General features: G+C 73.3%; 17 protein-coding genes and 1 tRNA gene. 8 read left to right on the top strand and 10 right to left on the bottom strand.

Going from position 1 to position 17069, the window contains the following annotated elements:
* Window positions 1-20: 20 nt before the first annotated feature.
* From ACEXOX_RS11835 to ACEXOX_RS11845, 3 genes are all read right to left on the bottom strand, one after another.
* Window positions 21-839 carry an SCO1664 family protein gene (locus ACEXOX_RS11835; protein ID WP_406526305.1) on the bottom strand — a complete coding sequence of 273 codons (819 nt, stop codon included), beginning with the start codon at window positions 837-839 and terminating at the stop codon, window positions 21-23.
* Between the two features lie 185 nt (window positions 840-1024).
* Window positions 1025-1615 (bottom strand): DUF3090 domain-containing protein, encoded by a 591-nt coding sequence (locus ACEXOX_RS11840; protein WP_406520403.1) that lies wholly within the window; start codon window positions 1613-1615, stop codon window positions 1025-1027.
* Window positions 1616-1744: 129 nt separating this feature from the next.
* Window positions 1745-2443 carry a histidine phosphatase family protein gene (locus ACEXOX_RS11845; RefSeq protein ID WP_406520405.1) on the bottom strand — a complete coding sequence of 233 codons (699 nt, stop codon included), beginning with the start codon at window positions 2441-2443 and terminating at the stop codon, window positions 1745-1747.
* Window positions 2444-2554: 111 nt separating this feature from the next.
* Here ACEXOX_RS11845 and corA point away from each other — a divergent pair, with 111 nt between their 5' ends.
* Window positions 2555-3538 carry a magnesium/cobalt transporter CorA gene (corA, locus tag ACEXOX_RS11850; RefSeq protein WP_406520407.1) on the top strand — a complete coding sequence of 328 codons (984 nt, stop codon included), beginning with the start codon at window positions 2555-2557 and terminating at the stop codon, window positions 3536-3538.
* A 13-nt stretch (window positions 3539-3551) separates the two neighbouring features.
* On the opposite strand, the gene ACEXOX_RS11855 is transcribed toward corA, so the two are convergent.
* Window positions 3552-4193 carry a ferritin-like domain-containing protein gene (locus tag ACEXOX_RS11855; RefSeq protein ID WP_406520408.1) on the bottom strand — a complete coding sequence of 214 codons (642 nt, stop codon included), beginning with the start codon at window positions 4191-4193 and terminating at the stop codon, window positions 3552-3554.
* 381 nt (window positions 4194-4574) lie between these two features.
* Window positions 4575-5630 carry an LLM class F420-dependent oxidoreductase gene (locus ACEXOX_RS11860; RefSeq protein WP_406520410.1) on the bottom strand — a complete coding sequence of 352 codons (1056 nt, stop codon included), beginning with the start codon at window positions 5628-5630 and terminating at the stop codon, window positions 4575-4577.
* Between the two features lie 197 nt (window positions 5631-5827).
* On the opposite strand from ACEXOX_RS11860, the gene ACEXOX_RS11865 reads away from it, so the two are divergent.
* Together ACEXOX_RS11865 and ACEXOX_RS11870 are read left to right on the top strand one after the other, a co-directional pair.
* A complete protein-coding gene (locus ACEXOX_RS11865) occupies window positions 5828-6811 on the top strand; it encodes an aldo/keto reductase (RefSeq protein WP_406520411.1) in 984 nt (327 codons plus the stop codon).
* A complete protein-coding gene (locus ACEXOX_RS11870; RefSeq protein ID WP_406520413.1) occupies window positions 6808-9573 on the top strand; it encodes a helix-hairpin-helix domain-containing protein in 2766 nt (921 codons plus the stop codon). Before ACEXOX_RS11865 ends, ACEXOX_RS11870 begins: the two co-directional genes overlap by 4 nt.
* A 76-nt stretch (window positions 9574-9649) precedes the next feature.
* On the opposite strand, the gene ACEXOX_RS11875 is transcribed toward ACEXOX_RS11870, so the two are convergent.
* Window positions 9650-10351, bottom strand: a complete 702-nt coding sequence (locus ACEXOX_RS11875; RefSeq protein ID WP_406520414.1) for a hypothetical protein — start codon at window positions 10349-10351, stop codon at window positions 9650-9652.
* A 47-nt stretch (window positions 10352-10398) separates the two neighbouring features.
* On the opposite strand from ACEXOX_RS11875, the gene ACEXOX_RS11880 reads away from it, so the two are divergent.
* Window positions 10399-10587, top strand: coding sequence for a DUF5703 family protein (locus ACEXOX_RS11880; RefSeq protein ID WP_018537156.1), 189 nt, complete (start codon window positions 10399-10401; stop codon window positions 10585-10587).
* 384 nt (window positions 10588-10971) lie between these two features.
* On the opposite strand, the gene ACEXOX_RS11885 is transcribed toward ACEXOX_RS11880, so the two are convergent.
* The 3 genes from ACEXOX_RS11885 to ACEXOX_RS11895 form a co-directional block, all read right to left on the bottom strand.
* The gene (locus ACEXOX_RS11885) at window positions 10972-11823 is read right to left on the bottom strand and encodes a chaplin family protein (RefSeq protein WP_406520416.1); all 852 of its coding nucleotides are present in this window, start codon (window positions 11821-11823) and stop codon (window positions 10972-10974) included.
* Between the two features lie 144 nt (window positions 11824-11967).
* The gene (locus ACEXOX_RS11890; protein ID WP_031010739.1) at window positions 11968-12201 is read right to left on the bottom strand and encodes a chaplin; all 234 of its coding nucleotides are present in this window, start codon (window positions 12199-12201) and stop codon (window positions 11968-11970) included.
* Window positions 12202-12390: 189 nt separating this feature from the next.
* Window positions 12391-13716 carry a M20/M25/M40 family metallo-hydrolase gene (locus ACEXOX_RS11895; RefSeq protein WP_406520418.1) on the bottom strand — a complete coding sequence of 442 codons (1326 nt, stop codon included), beginning with the start codon at window positions 13714-13716 and terminating at the stop codon, window positions 12391-12393.
* Window positions 13717-13950: 234 nt separating this feature from the next.
* On the opposite strand from ACEXOX_RS11895, the gene ACEXOX_RS11900 reads away from it, so the two are divergent.
* Window positions 13951-14037: transfer RNA gene (locus ACEXOX_RS11900), tRNA-Leu, on the top strand.
* Between the two features lie 148 nt (window positions 14038-14185).
* Here ACEXOX_RS11900 and ACEXOX_RS11905 read toward each other — a convergent pair.
* The gene (locus ACEXOX_RS11905) at window positions 14186-14362 is read right to left on the bottom strand and encodes a hypothetical protein (RefSeq protein WP_406520420.1); all 177 of its coding nucleotides are present in this window, start codon (window positions 14360-14362) and stop codon (window positions 14186-14188) included.
* 367 nt (window positions 14363-14729) lie between these two features.
* On the opposite strand from ACEXOX_RS11905, the gene ACEXOX_RS11910 reads away from it, so the two are divergent.
* The 3 genes from ACEXOX_RS11910 to ACEXOX_RS11920 are packed head-to-tail and all read left to right on the top strand — an operon-like array spanning window position 14730 to window position 17061.
* Window positions 14730-15170 (top strand): XRE family transcriptional regulator, encoded by a 441-nt coding sequence (locus tag ACEXOX_RS11910; RefSeq protein ID WP_406520421.1) that lies wholly within the window; start codon window positions 14730-14732, stop codon window positions 15168-15170.
* Between the two features lie 8 nt (window positions 15171-15178).
* Window positions 15179-15742, top strand: coding sequence for a toxin (locus tag ACEXOX_RS11915; RefSeq protein WP_406520423.1), 564 nt, complete (start codon window positions 15179-15181; stop codon window positions 15740-15742).
* Window positions 15739-17061, top strand: coding sequence for an MAB_1171c family putative transporter (locus ACEXOX_RS11920; RefSeq protein WP_406520425.1), 1323 nt, complete (start codon window positions 15739-15741; stop codon window positions 17059-17061). The genes ACEXOX_RS11915 and ACEXOX_RS11920 overlap by 4 nt, the downstream gene beginning before the upstream one ends.
* The last annotated feature ends 8 nt before the right edge of the window (window positions 17062-17069 follow it).

The raw sequence follows: 17069 nt of genomic DNA on the forward strand, positions 1-17069 counted from the left end.
CGGGCCGCCGCCACCGCGTCTCAGACCGGTGGCCAAGGGATCGGCGGCCAGTCCCCTCCGGGGTGCGGGTGCACACCGGTGCGCAGCAGGTCCGCCACCCGGGCGCGCAGCGCCGCCAGCTCGGCGGCGGTGATCAGCCCGGCGAGCCGGGCGGCGAGCGGAGCGCCCTCCTCCAGCGCCGTGGCGAGCCGCCCCAGCACCTCGCGGGCCTCCTCGGTCAGCGGCTCCCCCGCCCAGCCCCACAGGAGCGTACGCAGCTTGTCCTCGGCGTTGAAGGTCACACCGTGGTCGATGGCGTAGAGCCGGCCGCCGTCGGCGGGCAGCAGATGGCCGCCCTTGCGGTCGCCGTTGTTGATCACGGCGTCCAGGACCGCCAGGCGCCGCAGCCGCTCGTCGTCGGCGTGTACCAGAAGTGCCGTACGTCCTTCGCCGACCTCGGCGAAACCCACCGGTTTCCAGCCGGGCCCCGGCTCCTCGCCCTCGACCAGCGCCAGCAGCTCCGCGCCCTCGGGCGCCGCCTCGATCCACTCCTGGACCATGCCCTGCCCGTACGGGCCGTCGCGCAGCACGGTGGTGGGGACCAGGTCCCAGCCGGTGGCCCGGGACAGCTCGTACGCGGCGACCTCGCGCTGGGCGAGGGTGCCGTCGGGGAAGTCCCAGAGGGGGCGCTCACCGGCGACGGGCTTGTAGACGCAGGTGCCGCTGACGTCCTCGTGGGTGATCGTGCAGTACAGGACGGCGTTGGAGGCCTCGCGGACCTGTCCGCGTACGGTCAGCTCGCCGTGGGTGAGGGCGTCGGCGGTCAGCTGCCCCGGGCGGCTCGCGGCGCGGGCGGATATACCGCCGTCCGCACTGCCGTTCCCGCTGCCGTTCGTCCCGTCCGGTGCCCCGCCTCCGTTCGCCTGCTCGTCCGGGCCGCCTCCCGGGCCGTCGTCCCGGCCGTCACCCGTACGGCCGCCCGCCACCTGGCCCGCCGCCCGGCCGGCCGGTCCGCCGCCCGCCGTCACCGTCTCCTCCCCCGGCATCACGCGTCCCGCCGGTATCCGTTCTGACGCGGGCATACGTGTCCCTCCGGGTCGAGCGGCAGGCTGCACAGGGGGCAGGGCGGGCGCCCCGCGTTGACGACTTCCAGGGCCCGCTTCGCGAAGGAGCGGGCCATCGTGCCGGTGAGGCGCACGCGCAGCATCGGCGGCCCGTTCTCGTCGTCCTGGAGCAGCCGCTCCTCGGCCTCGGCGAGGTCCTCGTCGGTGCCGGCCTCCAGCTCGACCAGCGCCTGGGCTTCGATGATCATGCGCTGTTCGTCGCCGTCCCAGGCGAGCGCCATCGTGCCGACCCGGAACTCCTCCTCGACCGGCGATTCCAGCGGAGCGGTGTCGGACAGTTCGGCGGGGGCCACCGCGGGGACGGGCGCGTTGCCGCCGCTGCGGCGCACCACCTCGTCCAGCAACTCGTCGACGCGCTCGGCGAGCGCGGCGACCTGGGTCTTCTCCAGGGCGACACTGGTGGTACGGCCGGAAGCCGTCGCCTGGAGGAAGAAGCTACGGCGGCCAGGCAGCCCGACCGTACCGGCCACGAAGCGGTCCGGCGCGTCGTAGAAGAACACCTGACGGGACAACGTCCTGCTCCGTTTTCTCGACTGCGGGGTCTTTGCGGTCGCTGCGGTTCCTGTGGGTGTGGCTTCCGGGTCCGGAACGCAGGAGGTGTGGCAGGCAGCGCCGTCGCACCACCCTACTGCGCCCGCTGATCACGCTCCGCCCGCGCCACCGCCGACGGCCGCGTCCCGGTCGTCCGCCGCCGTGCCGCCGTCCGCCCGCGGCGCCAGCCCGCCGAAGTGGCCGGTGTCGCCGAGGCGTACGAGGTAGGGCCGCAGCCGGGTCCAGCGGATCGCCGTCAGCGAACAGGGCTCGACCGAGATCCGCTGGAAGAGGTCGAAGTGCAGACCGAGGGCCTCGGCGACGAGGGACTTGATGATGTCGCCGTGCGAGCACATCGCGTAGACCGCCTCGGGGCCGTGCTCCGCCTCGATCCGGGCGTTCCAGTCGCGCACCGCGTCCACGGCACGGGCCTGCATGGCACGCATGGACTCGCCGCCCGGGAAGGCGGCGGCGGACGGGTGCTGCTGCACGACCTCCATCAGCGGCTCGTCGTTGAGTTCGGCCAGTTTGCGGCCCGACCAGTCACCGTAGTCGCACTCGTTGACGCGGTTCTCGACGTGCAGCGGCAGGCCGGGCCGGGCGTCCAGGAGGGGTCGCAGGGTCTCCAGGCAGCGTTCCAGGGGGCTGCTCACGGCGGCGACGAGCGGCAGGTCCGCGAGACGGCCGGGGAGCGCGGCGGCCTGGGCGGCACCCCGCTCGTCGAGGGTCACCCCGGGGGTTCGCCCGGCGAGCAGGCCGGACGTGTTGGCGGTGGAGCGGCCGTGCCGCACCAGGATCAGCGTGGGCATGGCAGCCAGCCTACGTTCCAGGGCGGCGGCGCCGGACACGGGACCACCGCCCCGGGAGCGCGGGCAGCGGGCTCCTGGCACGACGCGGCACGGCGAGTGACAATTCCCTGTGTGATCGTCGACTGCGCCATCTACCAGGACGGCCGCCGCACCGAGGGGCCGGAGGACTTCTCCGACGCCCTCGAAGCGGCGCGCGCCGAGGGGCACTCCTTCCTGTGGCTCGGGCTGCACGAGCCCACCAGGGAGGAGTTCGACCATGTCAGCAGGGAGTTCGGGTTGCACCCGCTCGCCGTGGAGGACGCGCTCAAGGCCCATCAGCGGCCGAAGCTGGAGGTGTACGACGACTCCCTGTTCGTGGTGCTCAAACCGATCACCTACGACGACGCGGCGGGCTCCGTCTCCGCCAGCGAGCTGATGATCTTCCTCGGGGACTCCTTCGTCGTGGTCGTCCGGCACGGCGCGGCCAGCCCGCTCGCCGCCGTACGCCGCCGCCTGGAGCACGAGCCGGACGTCCTGCGGCACGGTCCCACCGCGGTGCTGTACGCGGTCAGTGACGCGGTGGTCGACCACTACATCGAGGTGGCCACGGAACTCCAGGTGGACCTGGAGGAGTTGGAGGCGGAGGTGTTCGCGCCGTCCCGGTCGGACAGCGGCAACACCGCCGCCGCGATCTACGCGTTCAAGCGTGAGGTGCTGGAGTTCCGGCGGGCCACCAATCCGCTGGTGGAGCCGATGCTGCGGCTCCAGAACCCCGGCGTGCCCTTCGTCCACGACGCGGCCCGTCCGTTCTTCCGGGACGTCAGCGACCACCTCGCCCGTGCCAACGAGTCCGTCGAGGGCCTGGACCGGCTGCTGTCCGACATCCTCAGCGCCCACCTGGCACAGATGGGCGTGCGCCAGAACGACGACATGCGCAAGATCTCCGCCTGGGCGGCCCTGGCGGCCGTACCGACGCTGATCGCGGGCGTCTACGGCATGAACTTCGAGCACATGCCCGAGTTGACATGGTCCTGGGGCTACTACGGCATCCTGCTGCTGATGGTGATCATCGAGCTGTCCCTGTACCGCCTCTTCAAGCGCCGCGACTGGCTGTGAGCGGCCACCCGCCTCAGCCGGACCCGGGCACCGGGGCGGCCGGGCCGCCCAGCGCGTCGCGCCGCTCCGGGAGGCGCAGCGAGACCATCCGGCGCCACCCGGCGAGCCGCTCGTAGACGTACACCGCGCGGATGCCTGCGGCGAGGAGGGCGGACTTCGGCCGCGGCCGGCCCAGGATGCGTCCCATGCGGTCCGGCACGGCCAGGCTGACGTCGCGGTAGACCTCGGTCTCGACGCGCGCCGCGTCGCGCAGCGTGCGCCGGATCGCCGGGCCGTGGCCCCGCTCCGCCAGCCGCAACAGCTCCTCGTGGCAGTAGGCGAGGTGGTTCTCCTCGTCGTGGGCGATCATCAGGACCGCCCGGCCGATGTCGGGGTGCTCCAGCAGGACGGTGTAGTCGGCGGCTCCGGGGACGGGGACCGGGTCCAGGCCGCGCTTGCGGAGCAGGGCGTGGAACAGCCGTCCGTGCTTGTCCTCGTCGGCGCCGTGCCGGGCGGCCTTGGGGGCCGGCTCGCGCAGCGACCCGGGGATCAGCGCGGCGATCCGGCCGTTCTCCCAGCCGCCCTGGGCCTCGCCGCCGGCCGCGATGGAGCAGAAGAGCCGGTAGGACTCGTCGTGGTCGAGAATCTCCTGGAACAGGCTTCTGGCCGAGAGCACCGGGACACCTCCGATACACCGCATCCGCAGAAGAAAAGGGAAGTGCGGTACGGCGAAGGTGGCAACCATGGCGTCGGCCATGTCCCCCGAACAGGTGAGAAGGCGGATGGCCGGGGGCGGGCCCGTAGGCGGATCAGGGGGTAGTCCGGAAGACAGGTGTGGGGTCGGTCGGGAGACGGTCCCGGAGGTGGACGCGGAGACGGTCCGGCGGCCGGACGGAGCACCGCGGCGTAACCAGGCGGGCCGTCCCCGCGTTGTGCCGGGTGACGGCCGTGGCGGGGAAGACCCCCGAGCCCCCACCACGGCCGCAGGCTTCCCGGGGCCGGTGCCCGGCCCGGCGCCCCCGCGCCGCCCGGGCCCGTTCCGCGCCTCCCGCGCCCCTTACGCCAGCCCCGCGCGCTCCAGGGCCTCGGTGCCCGCCCGCAGCGAGGCGATGCGCTCCTCCAGCGTGAAACCGGCGGGCGCGAGGGTCAGCGTGGTCACGCCGGCCGCCGCGTACGCCTGCATCCGGTCCGCGATGCGCTCGACGGAGCCCAGCAGCGTGGTCTGGTCGATCAGCTTCTGCGGGATCGCGGCCGCCGCGCCCTGCTTGTCGCCGGAGAGGTACTTGTCCTGGATCTCGGCGGCCTCCTTCTCGTAGCCCATCCGCTGCGCGAGCTGGTTGTAGAAGTTCTGCTTGCGGCTGCCCATGCCGCCCACGTACAGCGCCGTGTACGGGCGGAAGGTGTCGGCGAGCGCGCTGACGTCCTGGTCGGCGCCGACGGCCAGCGGCAGCGTCGGGCAGACGTCGAAACCCTCCAGGGTCCTGCCCGCCTTCTCCCGGCCGGCCCGGATGTGGGTGATCGCCGTCTCCTCCAGGTGGTCGGCGGACGGGAAGATCAACAGCGCGCCGTCGGCGATCTCACCGGTCTGGGTGAGGTTCTTGGGGCCGATCGCGGCGATGTAGAGCGGAATGTGCTCGCGCTGCGGGTGCACCGTCAGCTTCAGCGGCTTGCCCGGGCCGCCGGGCAGCGGCAGCGTCCAGTGCCGGCCCTCGTAGGACAGCCGTTCGCGGGTCATCGCCTTGCGGACGATCTCCACGTACTCGCGGGTGCGGGCCAGCGGCTTGTCGAACTTCACGCCGTACCAGCCCTCGGAGACCTGCGGCCCCGAGACGCCGAGGCCCAGACGGAAGCGGCCGCCGGACAGCGAGTCGAGGGTGGCGGCCGTCATCGCGGTCATCGCGGGCGTACGGGCCGGGATCTGGAAGATCGCCGAGCCGACGTCGATGCGCTCGGTCCGCGAGGCGACCCAGGAGAGCACGGTGGGGGCGTCGGAGCCGTACGCCTCGGCCGCCCAGCACACCGCGTAGCCGAGCCGGTCGGCCTCCTGCGCGACGGCCAGATTGTCCGCGTCCATCCCGGCGCCCCAGTAGCCGAGGTTGATCCCGAGCTTCATACCGCTCCCCTTACTGATCAGTAACGTCGGTGTTCCGGGGACTCTAGCGCGGGGTGGCGCCGGCCGTCACCGGCCGGCCGGTCACGGGCCGCCCGCGCGGCGGGCCGCGGGGTTGTCCACAGGCCGGCGCCGCATCGTGCGGCCGGTTGTCCACAGGGTCCCGTGCGCCGGGCGACGGGCCAGTAACCTCAGGGCCCATGGAGCAAAGGCACCTCGGCCGTACGGGTCTGCGCGTGTCCCGTCTCGGTCTCGGCACCCTGACCTGGGCCAGGGACACCGACGAGCACGACGCCGCCGAGCAGCTCAAGGCGTTCTGGGAGGCCGGCGGCACCCTCGTGGACACCGCGGACGTGTATGCCGACGGCGGCGCGGAGTATCTGCTCGGCCGGCTCTGCGAGGGCCTGGTGCCGCGCCGGGACCTGGTCGTCGCGACGAAGGCGGGCAGCGTCCTGGACGCGGACCGCCGCGTCGACGGCTCCCGCCGCCATCTGCTGGACGCGCTGGACGCCTCGCTGGAACGTCTCGGCACGGACTACGTGGACCTCTGGCAGCTGCACGCCTTCGACCCGCACACCCCGCTCGAAGAGACCCTCCAGGCGCTCGACATCGCCGTCGCCACCGGCCGCGCGCGCTATGTCGGCGTCTCGAACTTCTCCGGCTGGCAGCTGGCCAAGGCGGCGACCTGGCAGCTCTCCGCCCCGACCCTGCGCACGCGGCTGGCCGGCACCCAGATGGAGTACTCCCTCCTCCAGCGCGGCATCGAACGGGAGCTGCTGCCCGCGGCGCGCGACCTGGGCGTCGGCCTGCTGCCCTCGTCGCCGCTGGGCCGCGGGGTGCTCACCGGCAAGTACCGGCACGCCACCCCGGCCGACTCGCGCGGCGCCTCGGAGCGGCTCGCGCCGTTCGTCGCCCCGTACCTGGACGACACGGCGGGCCGGATCGTCGAGGCCGTCACCACGGCCGCCGACGGGCTCGCCGTCACCGCGCTGCAGGTGGCGCTCGCCTGGGTGCGCGACCGGCCGGGCGTCACCGCCCCGGTTGTCGGCGCCCGCACGGCACAGCAGCTCAGAGCCGCGTTGTCAGTGGAGACCCTTAGTCTTCCAGACGAGATCTGCCGGGCCCTGGACGACGTCTCGGCCCCGGTGCACCACTACCCCGACCACGACTGGAGCACGCTGTGAGTACCGACCGCCTCTCCGACGAGGACGCGCCCGAGCCCACCGCGCCCGGCCCGGAGACCGCCCCCGAGGAGGCCGCCACGACGGCTGCCCCGGAGGCAGCCGGGAGGGAGGGCGCCTCGGGCGGTGGCACGGACGGTGACGCGAGCGGCGCCCCGGACGGTGACCCGGACGTTGAGACGGACGGTGACGCGGACGGAGTGTCCGGGGACGCTGCGGGCGCCGAGGGCACGGTGGCGGCCGAGAGCGCGCCGACGGCCGGGGACGTGACGGCGGCCGTGGCTGCGGGCGGTCCGGAGGCGGGTGCGCACGAGTCGGCGGCGGCGGACGGTGGCCGGGCCGCCGGGCGGGGCGGGGCGCTCAGCGCCGCCGCGCTGGCGGCGGCCGTGCGGGCCGTGGAGAGCGGGGAGCGGTCGGCGGACTCGTTCTTCACCGAGCGGTCGCCCCGGTCGGGCGGTGCCGGTGCGGCGGGCGCCCGGAAGCCCCAAGGGGGCGTACCGGCCCCCGCGACGGGCACCCCGCAGCCCGGCGGCCCGGTGGGTGCCCCGGAGCACGGCGGTCCGGCGGCCGCCCCGCCGCAGGCCGCCGCCGGGCCGCACCAGGACAGCGCCGCCGGCCACACCCGTACGGCCCCGGGTGGTGACGGCGGCGGCCGCCCCGCCCTCGCCGCGCACACGACACCCCATCCGGCCACGACCGCGGATCTTGCCCCCGGCCTCGACGGCGTACGGCAGGTTCTGGCGGCGGGTGGCGCCCCGGAGGCGCTGGCCGAGAAGACCGCCGAGACGCTGGGTGAGCGCGCGGCGGAGGCGCTGCGCGAGGACCCGTGGCAACTGCTCGCCGTGCCGGGCGTCCGCCCCGAGCAGGCCGACGGCTTCGCGCGGGCGCTGCTCGGCCCGGGCTGCGGGCCGGGCGACGACCGGCGCGCTCAGGCCCTGGTCGGCTGGCTGCTGGAGCAGGCCGCCCTGGCGGGGCACTCCGCGCTGGAGGCGCCCGCGCTGCGCGCCGCGCTCGCCCAGCGGTCCGTACCGGACCCGGACGAAGCCCTTCAGACGGCCATCGCCGAGGGCGCCGTGCTGGTCTTCCAGGACGCCGTCGAGACGCCCGGCGGAGCCCGGCCGCCGGCCGGCGACGAGGACGAGGAGCAGCCGGTCCGGATCCTGCTCGGGCTCGACCGGTTCGCCATGGCCGAGGAGAGCGTCGCGGACGGCTTGGCGCGGCTGCTCAACACCTTCGAGGAGCCCACCGAAACGGACGGGGAGCAGGCCTCGGACGCCGCCACCGAGACGGACCACGGCCGGCCCTCGGACGACGCCGCCGCCTCCACGCACGCCCAGCAGGCCACGGGCGACGCACCGGCCCCGGACGGCACGCCGGCCCCGGACGACGCGTCGCCCCCGGAGGCCGCGCCGGCCCCGTCCGACCTCTCGGACCCATCCGGCCCCTCCGCCCCGTCCGACAGCCCGCAGGAGGAGGAAGACCTCCCCGTACAGGCCGTCCGGCAGCCCTCCGCCACCGCGTGGGAAGCGGCCGCCACGGCCGCCCCCTCGCCCTCCGCAGCGGAGCTGATCCGTGCGGCCGCCCGCAGCGGCCTGATCGCGCACACCGGCGCCGAGGCCGCCCGTGCCGAGCCCGCCGCGCTGATCGCCGCGGCCCGTGCGCTCGGGCTGCGGGCGTGCGGCGCCACCCACGCCCCGGACGGCCGTGCCCGCCTGGCCCGGCACCTCGCCGCGGCCGCCGACGCGTACACCGGCCTCGCCGCGGCCCCGGCGCCCGGTGACGCCTCCGAGGCCGCCGTCACGCTCTCCGGGCTGCTGGCCGGCCGCGAAGGCCCCGGCCGGGACGCGGACGGCGCGCTCGCCCTGGACCTGCTCGTCGTCCTGGACGCGCCGCAACTGGACCTGGAGACCGCCGCGATGCTGGTGGAGTCGCTGGCCGACGGCGCCCGGCTGGTGCTCAGCGGTGACCCCGCCCTGCTGTGGTCGGCCGGCCCCGGCCGGCTCTTCGCGGACGTGCTGGCCGCCCGCTGCTGCCCCCAGGTCGCCTCCCGCACCCCGGACTTCGGGCCGGTCGGCGAGCTGGTCTCGGGCATCGGCATCGGCGAGCTGAACCAGGTCGAGGCCCCCGGCAAGGAAGTGGTGATCATTCCGGCGCGCGATCCCGGCGAGGCGGTGCACCGTACCGTCCAGCTCGTCGCCGACTCGGTGCCCCGGGCGATCGGTGTGCCCGCCGAGCAAACACAGGTCGTCACCGTCGGCCACGGCGGCGCCGCGGGCACCCGCGCGCTCAACGCGGCCCTCAAGGAACGGCTCAACCCGGGGCCCGGCCGGTTCGGCGGCTTCGACCCGGGGGACCGCGTCGCCTACTCGCCCGCCCCCGGCCGTACGGTCACCGGCCAGGTCACCGGCGCCGACGCGGCCGGACTGCACCTGGACTGCGCCGGCTCCCCCGTGGTCGTACCGCGTGAGCGGGTGAGCCCGGAGACCGTGCGGCACGGCTGGGCCGTCACCGCCCACCAGGCGGCCGGGGCGCGCTGGCCCGCCGTGGTGGCCGTGCTGCCGGGCGACGCCGCGAAAGGGCTCACCCGCTCCTGGGTGTACACCGCCTTCAGCCGCGCCGAGCGCCATCTGTCCGTCGTGCAGGGCGTGGACCAGGCGCTGCCGCGCGCGGTCGCCGAGATTCCGGCGAAGGAGCGCACCACCCGCCTGCGGACGCTGCTCCAGCTGCACACGGCCCAGGCCACGGCGGACGCGTCGGCCGGCTGACCCAGGACGCCCGGTGCCGGGGCGACGCGCCGCCCCGGCACCGTCGTACGGCCTCCCGGCGGATGCCCGTACGCCGTCAGCGCTCCCCGTCGAGCGTCTCCAGTACGTCGTCATCATCGGCGCCCAGTTCCTCGTCGAAGACGGAGCTGACGTCGAAGCGGCACACCACCCGCTGCGGATCGGCCTGGTCGAACGGCGCGGACAGCCACTCCCCTGGTTCGGGCGTCTCGTCGGCGGCGACGACCCACAGGGTGGAGTCGCCCTCCTCCAGACCGAACTCCTTGTGCCGGGTGGCGATCTCGTCCGGTTCGAACTCCCCGAAGAGCACCCCCAGCGCCGCGTGCACGCTGCTGCCGACCACGCCGGCCACCGATCCCGTGCCGCCGTTGACCGCCCTGGCCTGCGCCGCGGCGTCGGCGGCCGACTCGGGGTCCAGATCGGCGATCCGCTGGGCCTGCGACAGCAGCCGCTGTGGTTCGGCCACCGCGTAGTCGCGCCGGATCAGCACGCTGAGCGCGCTGGGTTCCTCCGGCCCCGCGTAGGCGGGCAGGGTGTCGTTGCCGGGGATCTCGAAGGGAGTGACCTCGTCATAGGTGTCGTACAGCAGCTCGTCGTACGCCTCAGCCGCCGCGGCGAGTTCGTCGAACGCGGTGTAGACGGCGGGGTCGTCCTGGCCCGAGCGGTGTTCGACCGCGTCGAGGTGACGGTCCAGCGCGGCTTTGACCGCCTCGGCGGCGGCACGTACCTCGGCAGCGGAAGGCTGCGCAGCATCAGACATAGTGCAGACGCTATCCGTACCGGGGCCGTTCCCGCACAATAGATGCGATGCCGGAATACGAATTCTGCGATGTGTATGTGCCGCGAGGGGTCTCCCGCAAGGCCGCCACACGCCTGCTGACCGACCATGCCGAGTACGGACACTGGGAGTTGGACCGCCTGCGCCTCAACCCTGACGGCAGCCGCCGCGTGCGGCTGCGCCGCCGTATCATCCGCCAGCTCCGGGCGACCTGGTGACCGGTCACCACCGCCGCGGCACGGTCCGGATCGTATGACCATCCCCGGAATCCCTGGTTCCGCACGATCCGCACGCGCCGGTGCCGGACAGCCCCGCGCACGGCAGGATCCGGAACGACAGGCTCCGGAACGGCGAATTACGGAACGGCAGGCTCCGGAACGCCGGGCCGTCGACCGTCAGCCCCCTCCCCGGCCTCTCCGCATACGGCAGAGCGGGCCCCGCCGGCGCGGGGCCCGCTCTGCCGTGCCGGCCTGACGGCGCGGCCGGGCCGGTGAACAACCGGCCGACACCGCCACCGCCGCCACTGCCGCCGGCCGTTCGCCCGCCGCCCGTCCGGTACGCCCGGCGGCCGGGCCGGTCCCGGGCGGAGCGCCCGCGGACGGTCAGGCCCGTGCGGAACGCGCGCGGCGGTACAGCACCGCACCGCCGATCAGCAGGCCCGCGCTCGCCGGCAGCGCGATGCCGAGCGCTCCCGCACCGGTCTGGGCGAGGAAGTGCTCCCCGTCCCCGGGCGGGGTGTCGATCCGTGTACGCGGCGTCGACTCCTCTTCGCGGAGCTGCGGTGCCCGTTCCTGTACGGCGCCCGCCGTGTCCGTCGTGTGCGGCCGGTGCCCCGGGGCGGCCGGGCCGGCCGGTTCGCCCGCTCGGTCCTCGGCCGGGGATGCGGAACCGCCCGGAGCCCGTGGGTCCGGCCGGCCGTCGGACGGCCGCGGGTCCTGCCCGGCCGGGGCGTCCGGCGTCGAACCGTGGTCGGTGCCCGTACCGGTGCCGTCGCCGGTGCTGCCGCCCTCTTCCGCGCAGCCGTTGGCGTTGACGGGGTTGCCGAGTCCGACGACCGACACGGAGTTGCCGCAGGCGTTGACGGGCGCGTGGATCGGCGCCTGCACCTGGTTGCCCGATCCGACGCCGGGCGAGCCCTGCGCCGAGCCCTGGGCGCCGGCGCCACCGCCGCCGCGCCCGTTGGCTCCGTGGCTCCGTCCGCCGGACGCGCCGCCGCCGCTTTCGCAGCGGTTTCCCATGGCGGGATTCAGCAGTCCGACGACGTTCGCGGAATTCCCGCAGGCCTGCACCGGGATGTCCACGGGGATTTGGGCGGCATTGCCGGCCAACACCCCCGGGGAATGCGCCGCATTCCCCTGCGCACCGGAATCCGCGTGCGCGTAGCTGCCCGCGACGGTCAGGACACCGCTCGCTGCCGCCATCGTGATCAGGCCCTTTTTCGCGACCTGTCGCATAGGTTCGCTCTCCCCTGCCTCTGACTTCCGAATGACCCGCGGCGCGTCGCACGGCCGCGGGCCGGAACAACCGTCGGCTCCGGAGTGCATGGCGCGCACTCCGGAGCCGACCGGGGTTACAGCCTTACGGATTCAGGCACCGCGTCAGTCGTTGACGCAGGTGTTGCCAAAGGCGGGGTTCAGCAGCCCGATGATGTCAATCGTGTTGCCGCACAGGTTGATCGGCACGTGGATCGGGACCTGGACGGCGTTGCCCGAAATGACACCCGGGGAGTTCAGGGCGGCGCCCTGCGTCCCCGAGTCGGCAACGGCCAGGCCCGCGCCGGCGAGCACCAGACCGCCGGTGGCAGCCGCGGCAGCGACGACCTTCTTGATCATTATTCCTCCTTGTTGGCAATGCGGTCCCAGCCGCGGACCGCACCCTCTGCAACGAGGAGAAGGTGATGAAGCTACGAGCCTATGACGCCATTCACCCGTTCCGGCTACATACGCACACCTGGCCGACAGTCCGGGTGGCTTACCACGTCAGAGCCCGGTTTTCGGCGCCGCGCCGCGGCAGTTCGCCGGTCAGCTCTGCTCGATGAACCGGTCGAGTACACGCGTACCGAACTTCAGTCCGTCGACCGGCACCCGCTCGTCCACGCCGTGGAACATCCCGGCGAAGTCCAGCTCCGGCGGCAGCTTCAGCGGCGCGAATCCGAAGCACCGGATACCGAGGTCGTCGAAGGACTTCGCGTCCGTACCGCCGGAGAGCATGTACGGAACGGCCCGCGCGATCGGGTCCTCGGCCTTCAGGGCGGACTGCATGGCCGCCACCAGCGGGCCGTCGAAACCGGTCTCCAGTGCCTTGTCGGCATGAATGTCCTCGCGCTTGACCCGGGGGCCGAGAATCCGGTCCAGGTCGGCGAGGAATTCCTCCTCGTGGCCGGGCAGGAACCGGCCGTCGACGGCCGCGGTCGCCTGGCCCGGGATGACGTTGACCTTGTAGCCGGCGCCCAGTTGGGTCGGTGCCGCGGTGTTCTGCAGCGTGGCACCGATGATCTTCGCGATGCCGCCCAACTTCGCGAGGGTCTCCTCCATGTCCTCCGGGTCGAGCTCGGTGCCCAGGGCGTCCGACAGCTCGTCGAGGAAGGACCGTACGGTCTTGGTCACCCGCACCGGGAACTTGTGCCGCCCCAGCCGTCCGACCGCCTCGCACAGCTCGGTGATCGCGTTGTCGCTGTTGGTCATCGACCCGTGACCGGCCGTGCCGTCCACGGTCAGCCGCATCCAGTGCATGCCCTTCTGGGCCGTCTCGATCAGGTACAGCCGCAGGTTCTCGTTGACGGTGAAGGAGAAGCCGCCGACCTCGCCGATGGCCTCCGTCACCCCCTCGAAGACCCCGGGGTGCTTGTCGACGAGGTGCCGGGCGCCGTACACGCCGCCGGCCTCCTCGTCGGCGAGGAAGGCGAGCACGATGTCGCGCGGCGGCTTGCGCCCGGAACGCAGCCGGTCGCGGACGACCGCGAGCGTCATCGCGTCCATGTCCTTCATGTCGACCGCGCCGCGGCCCCACACACACCCGTCCGCGATCTCCCCGGAGAACGGGTGGTGGGTCCAGTCCTCCGCGTTCGCCGGCACCACGTCGGTGTGCCCGTGGATCAGCAGCGCGGGCCGCGTCGGGTCCGTGCCCTCGATGCGGGCCACCGTCGAGGCGCGACCCTTGTGCGACTCGATGATCTGCGGCTCCAGGCCGACCTCGGCGAGTTTCTCCGCCACGTACTCGGCGGCGGCGCGCTCACCGGGGCCGGAATGGTCGCCGTAGTTGCTCGTGTCGATCCTGATCAGGTCCCGGCACAGGTCGACGACCTCGTCCTCGCCGGTGACCGTACGGGCCGGCTGCGACTCGCTCACACTGCCTCCTCATGGTTCACGGCCGCGCCGTCCTCCCGAAGGGGCCCGGACCGCGGCGGGGGTCCACCGCCATCCTCTCTCTCGGCGGCCCTGCGCCCAAGGCCGCAATACTCCCGACATGCGCTGGTCACAGGCGTACCCCTGGCGCCGGACGGCCGTGATCGACCACCCCTGAACGTTTGCTATTGTTTTCCATGTCGGAACGGCCCAGCGGCCCACACCGGCAAACACCTGGTCCGGGTGGCGGAATGGCAGACGCGCTAGCTTGAGGTGCTAGTGCCCTTTATCGGGCGTGGGGGTTCAAGTCCCCCTCGGACACCAGCAGGAACCCCAGCTCAGCTGGGGTTCTTTCGCGTTCGGTGGCATGGGCCCCACCGATCACCCGTCGACGGAATGCGACCGGGACCGACGGCGTCCGACCGATCTCCACTCACTACCCTGCGCGCACGAGTGTTCACCTCGTCACAGGTCACGGCCCGGCCACCGCGCGGCTGCCGTCCGCGGTGCTGCGTGCCGCGTCGGTCGTCTCGCCCATGGTGCGGGAACTTCGGGAGGTCCAGTACCAGTTCGACCGGCCGTTCGTGACGGACTCCGATGCGCCGATGCGTTCCGTGCCGCGTCCGCCGCCGAGGCGACGCCTCTTCACCGTCAGCTCGAAGCGACGGTGGAGCAGTGGCGCGGCAGGCTGACCGAGGGGTGACGCGGGGGCCGAAGGGCCCGTGGCGCGTCGGTGGTCACGGGCCGGCGTGGGTGGGGGGCGGCTGAACGGCAGTCCGCGCCGCCGGGTGGCAGCGGCTCATCGCGCCGGCGCCGCGCGACCGTGGCAACCGGCCGCCGTCGCGACGAGCTCTCCCTCAGGCGGACACCCCCGTCGTCCGCGTGAGTGGACATCGGAACTGCTCTGTTCATCTCCGCTAACGCGCTCCGACGGTAAGTGCACGCAAGAGTCCTGTCAACTAGGATGAGTTGGCACTCCAGGCAGCTCACCCCGGCGCGTTCACGAAGGAGACCTGATGTCGTCACTGGCCGGGAAGGTCGACAAGCTGTTCACCACGATCCGCGCGAACGGCCGTGAGTACACCTACGAGGAAGTCGCACGCGGGTGCAGCGAACTGAGTGGCGGCACGTTCTCCAAGACCTACGTCTGGCAGCTGCGCACCGGCCAGCGCACCAACCCCACCAAGCGCCATCTGGAGGCGCTCGCCGCGTTCTTCCGGGTACCGGTGGCCTACTTCTTCGACGACGACACCGCCGACCGCGTCGACTCCCAGCTCGCCCTCGCCTCGGCGATGGGCAACGCGGAGGTCCGCGACATCGCGCTGCGCGCCATGAGCATGGACGACTCCGGCCGCAAGTCGCTGGCCCGCATCATCCGCGAGGTCAGCCTGCTGCACGCCACCAACGGCGCGGCGCGTGGCCGGCAGCCGAGCCGTTCGGCCGACGGCGAGGAGTAGTGCTCCGGATGCCCTTCCCCTGGCGTGGCCGCCGCGGCAACGGGCCTTCCGGAATGAAGGCCATGCGCCGGCGATGCCGGGACAAACTGGCGTCGTTCGGACTTCCGGCCTGCTACGACCTCCCGCAACTGTGCGACCACCTGGTCCGGGTACGGGGCCGGGAACTCGAACTGGTGGCCATGCCGATGGAGACCTCGGGACCGTGCGGCCTGTGGCTGTCCTTCCCCGGTACGGACTACGTCGTCTACGAGGCGCACACCAGCCGCCACCACCAGGAACACATCATCGCCCACGAACTGGCCCACATGATCTGCGGTCACCACGGAGTCGGCGTCCCCGGGACCGATCCCGGCAGTCTGCTCTTCCCCGACCTCGATCCCTCCCTCGTACAGGATCTGCTGTACCGCGAGAACTACTCGGACGCCCAGGAACAGGAAGCGGAGGTCATGGCTTTTCTCCTCGGGGAGGCGCTGCGCGCGGCTCCACGCGGTGGCGCGTCGGCGCCGGACCCGGACAGCGCGCTGGGCCGGGTGCACGGTTCGCTGAACTGGCGCCGTGAGGACGGTTCATGACCGGCATCACCCACATCCGTTATCCGATCGCCGCGCTCGCCTGCTGGATCGCGTTCGCCTACACCCTCGTACCGCTGCTGCGCGGGCACCGCCGCAACGCGGGGCTGACGGCGCTGTGCGTCTCCTTCGGGTGCCAGGGCATGTACCTGGCGATGTCCACCCCCGCCCGCTGGACGGGCACCCTGTTCGGCACCATCACCTGGTACAACGTCTCGGTCCAGCTGTGGATCATCGCGGTGCTCGCCAGCCAGCAGATCCTGCTGATCCACTGGATGTACCCGCAGGACGAGGCCCGGGTGCGCGCCAGGCGGCGGCTGTCGCTGCTCGCGGTGGTGCCGGTGACGATGGCGGTGCTGTTCTTCCTGGCGACCCTCCAGGGCCCGCCGCGCAACGTCTTCACACACCTGGGCGACCAGCCGTTCTTCGTCGCCTACCAGGCCGCTTACCTGACCGCGTTCGTGGTCGGCAAGGTCCTGGTGGCCCGCGCGTGCTGGCACTTCGCCAAGCTCACCGACCATGCGTGGGTGCGCCGCGGGCTGCGTATCGCGGCGGCCGGCGCGGCCGTCGAGCTGGTCTATCCGGCCGGTCGGTACGCCGATGTCTTCCTGACGCAGTACGGCTGGAATCCGCTGCAATGGTCCGACGTGTCCCGTACGACGCTGACGATCGGCATGGTCCTCAACATCGTCGGCTGGACCGCGCCCCTGTGGGGGCCGCGGGTCTCCGCCGCCCGCGGCTGGCTGGCGGACTACCGCAGTTACCGGCTGCTGCGCCCGCTGTGGCTGGCCCTGCACCAGGCCCATCCGGAGATTTCGCTGCCCTCCAGCACCGGCAGCGACCTGTCGGCCCTGTACGACCTGCGGTTCCATCTGCACCGCCGGGTGATCGAGATCCGGGACGGCTGTCTGGCGCTGCGCGGGCACCACGGCGTTCCGGGCGCGGGGCTCGCGCCGGGGCAGGGAGCCGCCGAGCAGCGGCACGCCGAGGCGGAGGCGGCGCACATCGCGGCGGCGCTCGCGGCCGGGCCCCGGGCGCCGGGGCAAGGGCAGGTGCCGGCGACGGTGCCGGACGGGGACGCGGCGGACAGCCTGACGACGGGCGGCCCGGCGGCGGACGGTCTGGCGGTGGACGGTGCGACGACGGGCGGCCTGATGATGGACGGTCCCGGTGACGCCACGCAGGACCCCGCGGGTACGGGCGGGGCGCCCGCGTCCGTGGCGGTCGGCGGGCCGGACTTCTCCGCCGACGTGGCGTGGCTGGTCAAGGTGTCCCGGGCGTTCGCCCGCCTCCGGCCCGCGACGGCGCGAACCGGACAGTAACCCCGTAC

This window comes from Streptomyces sp. Ac-502, assembly GCF_045222935.1.
GTDB classification, from domain to species: Bacteria; Actinomycetota; Actinomycetes; order Streptomycetales; family Streptomycetaceae; genus Streptomyces; species Streptomyces monomycini.

Bases quoted from the DNA above. Each gene is read 5' to 3' on its own strand.
- ACEXOX_RS11845 (WP_406520405.1), bottom strand. From the start codon at position 2,443: ATGCCCACGCTGATCCTGGTGCGGCACGGCCGCTCCACCGCCAACACG.
- ACEXOX_RS11860 (WP_406520410.1), bottom strand. From the start codon at position 5,630: ATGAAGCTCGGGATCAACCTCGGCTACTGGGGCGCCGGGATGGACGCG.
- ACEXOX_RS11865 (WP_406520411.1), top strand. From the start codon at position 5,828: ATGGAGCAAAGGCACCTCGGCCGTACGGGTCTGCGCGTGTCCCGTCTC.
- ACEXOX_RS11875 (WP_406520414.1), bottom strand. From the start codon at position 10,351: ATGTCTGATGCTGCGCAGCCTTCCGCTGCCGAGGTACGTGCCGCCGCC.
- ACEXOX_RS11880 (WP_018537156.1), top strand. From the start codon at position 10,399: ATGCCGGAATACGAATTCTGCGATGTGTATGTGCCGCGAGGGGTCTCC.
- ACEXOX_RS11885 (WP_406520416.1), bottom strand. From the start codon at position 11,823: ATGCGACAGGTCGCGAAAAAGGGCCTGATCACGATGGCGGCAGCGAGC.
- ACEXOX_RS11890 (WP_031010739.1), bottom strand. From the start codon at position 12,201: ATGATCAAGAAGGTCGTCGCTGCCGCGGCTGCCACCGGCGGTCTGGTG.
- ACEXOX_RS11910 (WP_406520421.1), top strand. From the start codon at position 14,730: ATGTCGTCACTGGCCGGGAAGGTCGACAAGCTGTTCACCACGATCCGC.
- ACEXOX_RS11915 (WP_406520423.1), top strand. From the start codon at position 15,179: ATGCCCTTCCCCTGGCGTGGCCGCCGCGGCAACGGGCCTTCCGGAATG.
- ACEXOX_RS11920 (WP_406520425.1), top strand. From the start codon at position 15,739: ATGACCGGCATCACCCACATCCGTTATCCGATCGCCGCGCTCGCCTGC.